The organism is Mycobacterium sp., from assembly GCF_049280035.1.
Lineage (GTDB): Bacteria > Actinomycetota > Actinomycetes > Mycobacteriales > Mycobacteriaceae > Mycobacterium.
On sequence record NZ_JBAPPI010000555.1, the window covers coordinates 1 to 8,297 of the forward strand.

The window sequence follows — 8,297 nt, forward strand, 5'->3', positions numbered from 1 at the left end:
CCGCAGCCTTCGAGGGCCCCGCCCCAGCAGCCGCCGCAGCCCGCACCGGCGCGCCGCAGCGCCACGCCCTGGATCATCGCCGGCGTCGCGGCCGCAGTCGTTGTCGTGATCGTCGCCGTCGGCATCACCTACCTGCTGCGCCAGCCCTCGACCACCTCGCAGTCCGCCACCACCTCGCAGCCCGCCACCATCTCGCAGCCCGCCACCACCTCGCAGCCCGCCACCGCCTCGCAGCCCTGCACCACCTCGCAGCCCTCCACTACCGGAACGGCACGGGCATTCTCCCGGCCGGCATTCTCCCGGCCGGGCCTACCTGTCGAGTACCTGGAGGTGCCGTCGCCGTCGATGGGACGCAGCATCAAGGTCGAGTTCCAAAGCGGCGGAATCAACTCACCCGCGGTCTACATGCTGGACGGCCTGCGCGCTCAGGACGACTACAACGGCTGGGACATCAACACCCCGGCATTCGAGTGGTACTACCAGTCGGGCCTGTCGGCGGTCATGCCGGTCGGCGGGCAGTCCAGCTTCTACAGCGACTGGTACAGCCCGGCCTGCGGCAAGGCCGGCTGCTCCACCTACAAGTGGGAGACCTTCCTCACCAGCGAGCTGCCGCAGTACCTGGCCGCCAACAAGTCAGTCAAGCCGACCTGCAGCGCCGCGATCGGCGTCTCCATGGCCGGGTCGGCGGCACTGATCCTGGCCGCCTACCACCCGCAACAGTTCATCTACGCCGGCTCGCTGTCGGTCCTGATGGACCCCTCCCAGGGCATGGGGCCAACGATGATCGGCCTGGCGATGGGTGACGCCGGCGGCTACCACGCCGCGGACATGTGGGGCCCGCCGAGCGACCCGGCGTGGCAGCGCAACGACCCGAGTCTCCATATCCCCGCGCTGGTCGGCAACAACACCCGGATCTGGGTCTACTGCGGTAACGGCACCCCGTCGGAGTTGGGTGGGGCCAACCAGCCCGCCGAGTTCCTCGAGAACTTCGTGCGCACCAGCAACCTGAAGTTCCAGGACGCCTACAACGCTGCCGGTGGCCACAACGCGGTGTTCAATTTCGCGCCCAACGGAACGCATAGCTGGGAGTACTGGGGAGCTCAGCTCAACGCCATGAAGTCTGACCTGCAGCACAGCTTGGGCGCCGGCTGATCGGCGTAACCGCCGAAAGCCAATACTGCGCTTGACGACAACCCGTCAAGCGCAGTAGCCGTGTCGAAGGCCTCGCCCTGCATACCAGCTTCGGGATCACGCGCCGACGGTCGCGCTCGATTCCTTGCCTGCTCCCCTTCCCGGAAACCTACACCGTGCTGGTCGAGGCCAGCGGCGTGGCGGACAAGGCTTGTCTACCCCTGACGGGCCCGGTGGACCCAACGGTCTATGCCGGCAGCGGGTGGAGCGCCTCTCGCCTACTGAATCTCCAGGAGCCCGGCGACACTTGGACTCATCTTGTCTTTCAGGATGTGGTGTTGTTTTCCTCCGCGCGTGATGCGGACGCATTCTTCACCGCCTCCGCCCAACAGTGGCCGGCCTGCGCCAACCGGCAATACACCTTCACCCAGGCCGGCAAACCCAGTGTGGTCACCGTGGGGCCGGTCGGCCAGTCTGGGGAGCCGACGATATAACCGCCGCTTAGTTGGGCCACGATCCCTGGGCCGCGCAGACGGCTGTTGTCGTAGACGGTGGTGATGTCTGATAAGGCGATGGCGTTGGCGACCACTGCCCACAATCGGCGATGCCGCTGGCGGATCTTGTTCTCCGGCACGTCGTGGCCGCCGGCCTGCACCCGGTGCCGGACGCGCTCGACCGCAAGGTCCTCTGGAACGTGCAGCAGTCGAGCGCGGTGATTGTCCCGACGACGGCGCGCGAGCGGGACCTTAGCGTCACCCCAACGAAAGAGGTAAATACCCCCATCGGTCTATAGCCGACGGCATTCGGCAGTTACTAGGATGTCCTAGTAACCCACTGACTTCTTTTGCGTATCCGAGGGCATCCATGACCGCACAGATCACCCATTTCATCGATGGCAAACGCACCGCCGGGCAGTCCGGTCGCACTGCCGAGGTGTTCGACCCCAATACCGGCCAGGTGCAGGCGGTGGTCCCGATGGCGGGCATGGCCGAGGTCGACGCCGCGGTGGCTTCGGCGGCACGGGCGCAAAAGGAATGGGCGGCGTTCAATCCGCAGCGCCGGGCGCGGGTGATGATGCGATTTGTCGAGTTGGTCAACGAGAACATGCACGAGTTGGCCGAGTTGCTCTCGCGCGAGCACGGTAAGACGGTGCCTGACGCACGGGGTGACATTCAGCGTGGTATCGAGGTGATCGAGTTTTGTATCGGCATCCCGCATCTGCTCAAGGGCGAATACAGCGAGGGTGCGGGCCCGGGCATCGACGTGTATTCGCTGCGCCAGCCGCTGGGCGTGGTCGCCGGGATCACCCCGTTCAACTTCCCGGCGATGATCCCGTTGTGGAAGGCCGGTCCGGCGCTCGCGTGCGGGAATGCGTTTGTGCTCAAGCCTTCTGAGCGTGACCCATCGGTGCCGGTGCGGCTGGCGGAGTTGTTCATCGAGGCCGGTCTGCCGCCCGGGGTGTTTCAAGTGGTCCACGGCGACAAGGAGGCCGTCGATGCGATCTTGGGCCATCCCGACATCAAAGCGGTCGGTTTCGTGGGCAGTTCGGATATCGCCCAGTACATCTATTCGACGGCGACCGGCACCGGTAAGCGCGCGCAGTGCTTCGGCGGGGCGAAAAACCACATGATCGTGATGCCCGACGCCGACCTGGATCAGGCCGTCGACGCGCTGATCGGCGCCTGCTACGGCAGCGCCGGGGAGCGGTGCATGGGGATCAGCGTCGCGGTGCCGGTCGGCGAGCAGACCGCGGATCGGTTGCGAGGCAGGCTGATCGAGCGCATCAACAACCTGCGGGTCGGACATAGCCTGGACCCCAAGGCCGACTATGGGCCGTTGGTTACCAGCGCCGCCCTGGCCCGGGTGCGTGATTACATCGGCCAGGGTGTGGCCGCCGGCGCCGACCTGGTCGTCGACGGGCGTGGGCGCGCCAGCGACGACCTTTCGTTTGGTGATGCCACCCTGCAGGATGGATTCTTCATCGGGCCAACGTTGTTTGACCACGTCAGCCCGGACATGTCGATCTACACCGACGAGATCTTCGGTCCGGTGTTGTGCATGGTGCGCGCGCACGACTACGAAGATGCGTTGCGACTGCCGTCTGAGCATGAGTACGGCAACGGGGTGGCGGTATTCACCCGCGACGGCGACACGGCGCGTGATTTCGTCTCCCGGGTGCAGGTCGGCATGGTCGGCGTCAACGTGCCCATCCCAGTCCCGGTGGCGTACCACACTTTCGGTGGCTGGAAGCGCTCCGGCTTCGGCGACCTCAACCAACACGGTCCGGCGTCGATCGAGTTCTACACCAAGGTCAAGACCGTTACGTCGCGCTGGCCGTCCGGCATCAAGGATGGCGCCGAATTCGTCATCCCGACGATGAAATAGCCGATCGATGCAGTTCTTCGGTTTGGACGACGACGAGCGGGTGATCACCGAGACGGCGGCCGCATTCGCGGCCAAACGCCTCGCCCCCTACGCCCTGGAATGGGATGCGACGCATCACTTCCCGGTCGATGAGCTGCGCGAGGCGGCCGGGCTCGGTATGGCGGCGATCTACTGCCGCGACGACGTGGGCGGCAGTGCGCTGCGCCGCTTGGACGGGGTGCGGATCTTCGAGCAGCTGGCGATGGCCTGCCCGACCAGCGCGGCGTTTTTGTCCATTCACAACATGTGCGCGTGGATGATTGACGCGTTCGGCACCGAGGAGCAGCGCAAGGCCTGGGTGCCACGGCTGGCCTCGATGGATGTGATTGCCAGCTACTGCCTGACCGAGCCGGGCGCCGGCTCGGATGCCGGAGCGTTGAGCACTCGGGCCGTCAAGCAGGGCGGCGACTATGTGCTGGGCGGCGTCAAACAGTTCATCTCCGGGGCGGGAGCCTCGGATGTCTATGTGGTGATGGCGCGCACTGGCGGGCCAGAAAAGCCCGGTCCACGCGGGATATCGGCGTTTATCGTCGAAAAGGGCAGTCCGGGGCTGAGTTTCGGCGCGCACGAGGACAAGATGGGCTGGAATGCCCAGCCGACGGCGCAGGTGATTTTCGAGGATGTGCGGGTGCCCGCCGACGCGATGCTGGGCGGCGCGGACGGTGAAGGCGCGGGCTTCGGCGTCGCAATGAACGGCCTCAACGGCGGTCGGATCAATATCGCCGCCTGCTCGCTCGGTGGGGCACAGGCCGCGTTCGACAAATCGGCGTCCTATCTCTCCCACCGGCAGGCGTTCGGGGCCGCATTGCTCGACGAGCCCACCATCCGGTTCACCTTGGCCGATATGGCCACCGCGCTGGAGTCCTCGCGAATGTTGTTGTGGCGCGCGGCGAGTGCACTCGATGCCGACGCCGACGACAAAGTCGCGCTGTGCGCGATGGCCAAACGCTACGTCACCGACGCGTGTTACGACGTCGCGGACCAGGCCCTGCAGTTGCATGGTGGCTACGGGTATCTGCGCGAGTACGGTTTGGAGAAGATCGTGCGCGATCTGCGGGTGCACCGCATCCTGGAGGGAACCAACGAAATCATGCGGGTGGTCATCGGCCGAGCCGAGGCCGCACGGGTCCGCGCCAGCGCGTAGGAAGGCTACAGAAATGGCCGAGTCTTTAACGGTCGCGTTTTTGGGGTTGGGCCACATGGGCGGTCCGATGTCGAGGAACCTGGTCGCCGCCGGCCACAGGGTGCAGGGCTTTGACCCGGTGCCGGCCGCGGCCACCGCCGCCGCCGACAACGGTGTCGTGGTGTCCGACAGCGCGCCCGCGGCGGTAACCGGCGCTGACGCCGTCATCACGATGCTGCCGCACGGCGATGCGGTGAAGCGCTGTTACGCCGAAATCCTGCCCGCTGCAAACCAAGGCGCGCTGTTCATCGACAGCTCGACTATTTCCGTCGATGACGCGCGTGAAGTCCACGCATCCGCGGCCTCCCACGGGTTGGCTCAGCTCGACGCGCCAGTTTCCGGTGGGGTGAAAGGCGCGGTCGCGGGCACCCTGGCTTTCATGGTCGGCGGTGACGACGATGCCCTGCAACGGGCGCGCCCGGTGCTGGAACCGATGGCCGGCAAGATCATTCATTGCGGAGCGGCCGGCGCCGGTCAGGCCGCCAAAGTGTGCAACAACATGGTGCTTGCCGTGCAGCAGATCGCGATCGGCGAGGCGTTCGTGCTCGCCGAGAAGCTGGGCCTGTCGGCGCAGTCGTTGTTCGACGTCATCACCGGCGCGACCGGTAACTGTTGGGCAGTGCACACCAACTGCCCGGTGCCGGGCCCGGTACCGACATCGCCTGCCAACCACGACTTCACACCTGGTTTCGCAACCGCGCTGATGAACAAGGACCTGGGTTTGGCGATGGACGCCGTCAGCTCAACCGGTTCGGCGGCGCCGTTGGGCAGTCACGCTGCAGAGATCTATGCCAAATTCGCAGCGGCCAACGCGGACAAGGACTTCAGCGCCGTCATCGAGCTGCTCCGCGGCAAAGGCTAGATTGCCCGGCAATCCACCAGCGTCGGTGTGCCAGCTGGCAGCCGCTCGCCAGCAGTGGATCCGCACCGTCGTAGCCGGTGCGAACTTCCGCGGCGCCGTTGAACTGCTGATAGGCCGTGTAGCCGGTGGTGACGACCACCGCAGGCAGTTCGGCGGCGACTGCAGCGCACAACCCACGCCGCGAGCCTTCGATGGCCAGCGCGGCGCGCGGCGTTATCCCTAACTCCCACAACGCCAGCCGGTACAGTTCGGCGTCGCAGTCGGAGCGAAACTCGCTGTCAGGTAAGTCGTCGACGGTCACGATCGTCTCGACGAGGCCGTCACCGACTAATTGCCGCACCAGGGCCTCGACCCACCCCCGGCGCCGAGTGCTCACCACGCCCACCCAGATTCCCGCGACGAACAGGCTCATCACCAAGTCGATCAGACCCGTCCTGGGCGTGATGTCGCCGTCGAGCACGCAGTCGCCGAACACCGCGGTCTTGGTCCGATAGATCCGGCCCGCAAGCGCATCGGCGGACCTGCCGAAGCCTCGTGCCCGCAAATCTGCCGCGATACGTCGCGGTCCGTCCGGGATGCACAACAGCCGGCCGTACTCTTCGACGCTCCAGCTGACGTCGACGCCGTGTTCGGCGAACGCTGCATTGAACGCGACCCGGTGACCATCGCGTTCGATATCCGCCAGCGCGGAATCCGCGTCGAAGATCACCGCGCGCAGGATATCGGCGTCGACCGGACGTTCCCGATCCCACCAGAACGTCCGGGACGGCCGAGTCTGCCCCATGGCTCGCACGCCCACAGGTTGCCCGGATCCCAGGCGCCCAGCCTCCCCCATTAGGGGGATTCGCGTAGCCAACTTGCCCACCTGTCTTGATTCGTCGCCCGGATGCGGGCCTTAGGGTGTTGCCATGGCGGTGCGTCTTGTCCTGGTCGATGACCACGAGATGGTCATCGAGGGCCTCAAGGCGATGCTCGCGGCGTTCAAGGACCGGGTGCAGGTGGTCGGGCAGGCAGTAGGCGCCGACCGGGCGGTCGGTGTGGTCGACGACCTGCAGCCCGACGTCGTGCTGTGCGATGTGCGCATGCAGGGCTTCAGCGGGCTAGACCTGTGCAAGGTGTTGCGTGAACACGACCCCGCCCGCAAGGTCGTGATGTTGTCGGTTTACGACGACGAGCAGTACCTGTTCGAGGCCCTGCGGGTGGGCGCCAGCGGCTATCTGCTGAAAAGCGTCAACAGCGACGACCTGGTGCGCCAGCTGGAACTAGTGCACAACGGGGAAACCGTGATCGACCCGGGGATGGCGGCCCGGGCGGCTGACACCGCGGCACGCATGCAGCGTGACGAATTCTGGCCGGGCGCCCGGCAGGGGTTGACGCAACGGGAAAGCGAAATCCTGTCCTGCATGGTCAACGGGTTGTCCAACCGCGGCATCGCCAGCAAACTCGTTATCGGCGAGGAAACGGTCAAGAGCCACTTGCGGGCGATCTACCGCAAGCTCGGGGTCAGCGACCGTACCGGAGCGGTGGCAACTGCACTGCGCGAGGGCATTTACCGGTGACCGCACGGCAACCGGCAGCACCGGACAACGGCGCCCGCGGCTCGAACGCTGTCCGCGATCTTGTTGACACCGATCGTGAACTGGCGCTGCTGCGGGAGCTCATCCAGGCAGCCTCGAGCGGCCCCGGGGTGGAGCCGTTGGCGGCCGCGGCAGCGCGAATGATCACCGCGGCCACCGGGACCGACGTGTGCTTCGTGCATGTGCTCGACGACACCGACCGCTCGCTGACCCTCGCCGGTGCGACACCGCCTTTCGACGGGCAAGTGGGAAAGATTCGCCTGCCGTTGGGATCCGGCATTTCCGGCTGGGTGGCCAAGCACCGCGAGCCCGTCGTCATCACCCACGACAAGGAAGCCGACCCCCGCTACTTGCCGATCCAATCGCTGCGCGGACGTGACTTCACCTCGATGGTGTCGATGCCGATGGAAACCGACCCGGGCGGACTGGTCGGCGTGCTCAACGTGCACACGGTCGCACGCCGCGAGTTCACCGAGGGTGACGTCGAGCTCTTGCGGGTGATCGGCCGGCTGATCGCCGGGGCCATGCACCAGGCCCGGTTGCACCGGCAGCTGGTAGCCAGAGAGCGGGCACACGAGCTGTTCGTCGAGCAGGTGATCGAGGCGCAGGAAATCGAGCGCCGTCGGGTAGCCGGCGATATTCACGACGGCATCTCGCAGCGCCTGATCACGCTGTCCTATCGGCTCGACGCGGCGGCGCGGGCTGTCGGCGACGATCCCACCGAAGCGTCCCGCCAGCTCGGCGAGGCCCGCGACCTGGTCGGGTTGACGTTGGGCGAGGCGCGCGCGGCGATCAGCGGACTGCGCCCGCCGGTTCTCGACGATTTGGGTTTGGCGGGCGGGCTGGCCAGTCTGGCCCGGTCGATACCGCACTTGGACGTGGAGCTCGAACTGGCCGATGTCCGGCTGCCCGAGCACATCGAAATCGCGCTCTACCGCATCGCGCAAGAAGGCCTGCAAAACATCGTCAAACATGCCAACGCGTCGGTGGCTCGGCTGCGTTTCGCGGTGGATGACGAGACCGCCCGACTCGAGATCGTCGACAACGGAATAGGTTTCGACACGTTCGAGAATCCGCTGGGTGGCGACGAGATGGGCGGCTACGGTGTGCTGTCGATGGC

The 8,297-nt window shown here is 66.2% G+C and carries 8 protein-coding genes and 1 pseudogene; 7 read left to right on the forward strand and 2 right to left on the reverse strand.

Going from position 1 to position 8,297, the window contains the following annotated elements; translation table 11 throughout:
* The first annotated feature begins 189 nt into the window (after window positions 1-189).
* Together ag85B and WAN71_RS18105 are read left to right on the forward strand one after the other, a co-directional pair.
* Window positions 190-1,152, forward strand: coding sequence for a diacylglycerol acyltransferase/mycolyltransferase Ag85B (gene ag85B, locus WAN71_RS18100; protein WP_422226660.1), 963 nt, complete (start codon window positions 190-192; stop codon window positions 1,150-1,152).
* Between the two features lie 212 nt (window positions 1,153-1,364).
* Window positions 1,365-1,625, forward strand: a complete 261-nt coding sequence (locus WAN71_RS18105; RefSeq protein WP_422226661.1) for a sensor domain-containing protein — start codon at window positions 1,365-1,367, stop codon at window positions 1,623-1,625.
* Here the strand turns inward: WAN71_RS18105 and WAN71_RS18110 are convergent.
* Window positions 1,598-1,867 (reverse strand): annotated as a pseudogene (locus tag WAN71_RS18110) (ATPase); the annotation flags it as partial. The gene WAN71_RS18105 and the pseudogene WAN71_RS18110 sit on opposite strands and share 28 nt — an antisense overlap.
* 128 nt (window positions 1,868-1,995) lie before the next feature.
* On the opposite strand from WAN71_RS18110, the gene WAN71_RS18115 reads away from it, so the two are divergent.
* Genes WAN71_RS18115 through mmsB form a run of 3 tightly spaced genes read left to right on the forward strand, consistent with a single transcriptional unit; the run spans window position 1,996 to window position 5,600 of the window.
* The gene (locus WAN71_RS18115) at window positions 1,996-3,516 is read left to right on the forward strand and encodes a CoA-acylating methylmalonate-semialdehyde dehydrogenase (RefSeq protein WP_422226654.1); all 1,521 of its coding nucleotides are present in this window, start codon (window positions 1,996-1,998) and stop codon (window positions 3,514-3,516) included.
* 7 nt (window positions 3,517-3,523) lie between these two features.
* Window positions 3,524-4,699, forward strand: a complete 1,176-nt coding sequence (locus WAN71_RS18120; RefSeq protein WP_422226655.1) for an acyl-CoA dehydrogenase family protein — start codon at window positions 3,524-3,526, stop codon at window positions 4,697-4,699.
* 13 nt (window positions 4,700-4,712) lie between these two features.
* Window positions 4,713-5,600 carry a 3-hydroxyisobutyrate dehydrogenase gene (gene mmsB, locus WAN71_RS18125; RefSeq protein ID WP_422226656.1) on the forward strand — a complete coding sequence of 296 codons (888 nt, stop codon included), beginning with the start codon at window positions 4,713-4,715 and terminating at the stop codon, window positions 5,598-5,600.
* Here mmsB and WAN71_RS18130 read toward each other — a convergent pair.
* Window positions 5,572-6,384, reverse strand: a complete 813-nt coding sequence (locus WAN71_RS18130; protein ID WP_422226657.1) for an HAD family hydrolase — start codon at window positions 6,382-6,384, stop codon at window positions 5,572-5,574. The genes mmsB and WAN71_RS18130 overlap by 29 nt on opposite strands.
* A gap of 124 nt (window positions 6,385-6,508) precedes the next feature.
* Here WAN71_RS18130 and WAN71_RS18135 point away from each other — a divergent pair, with 124 nt between their 5' ends.
* Together WAN71_RS18135 and WAN71_RS18140 are read left to right on the forward strand one after the other, a co-directional pair.
* Window positions 6,509-7,159: a response regulator gene (locus tag WAN71_RS18135; protein WP_422226658.1), complete on the forward strand. Its 651-nt coding sequence runs from the start codon at window positions 6,509-6,511 to the stop codon at window positions 7,157-7,159.
* The coding region (locus WAN71_RS18140; RefSeq protein WP_422226659.1) for a GAF domain-containing protein at window positions 7,156-8,297 on the forward strand (1,142 nt) is incomplete at its 3' end. The genes WAN71_RS18135 and WAN71_RS18140, both read left to right, overlap by 4 nt.

What these genes read in the sequence shown, in the direction of transcription:
- WAN71_RS18115 (WP_422226654.1), top strand. Translation starts at nt 1,996, where the DNA reads ATGACCGCACAGATCACCCATTTCATCGATGGCAAACGCACCGCCGGG.
- WAN71_RS18130 (WP_422226657.1), bottom strand. Translation starts at nt 6,384, where the DNA reads ATGGGGCAGACTCGGCCGTCCCGGACGTTCTGGTGGGATCGGGAACGT.
- WAN71_RS18120 (WP_422226655.1), top strand. Translation starts at nt 3,524, where the DNA reads ATGCAGTTCTTCGGTTTGGACGACGACGAGCGGGTGATCACCGAGACG.
- WAN71_RS18135 (WP_422226658.1), top strand. Translation starts at nt 6,509, where the DNA reads ATGGCGGTGCGTCTTGTCCTGGTCGATGACCACGAGATGGTCATCGAG.
- mmsB (WP_422226656.1), top strand. Translation starts at nt 4,713, where the DNA reads ATGGCCGAGTCTTTAACGGTCGCGTTTTTGGGGTTGGGCCACATGGGC.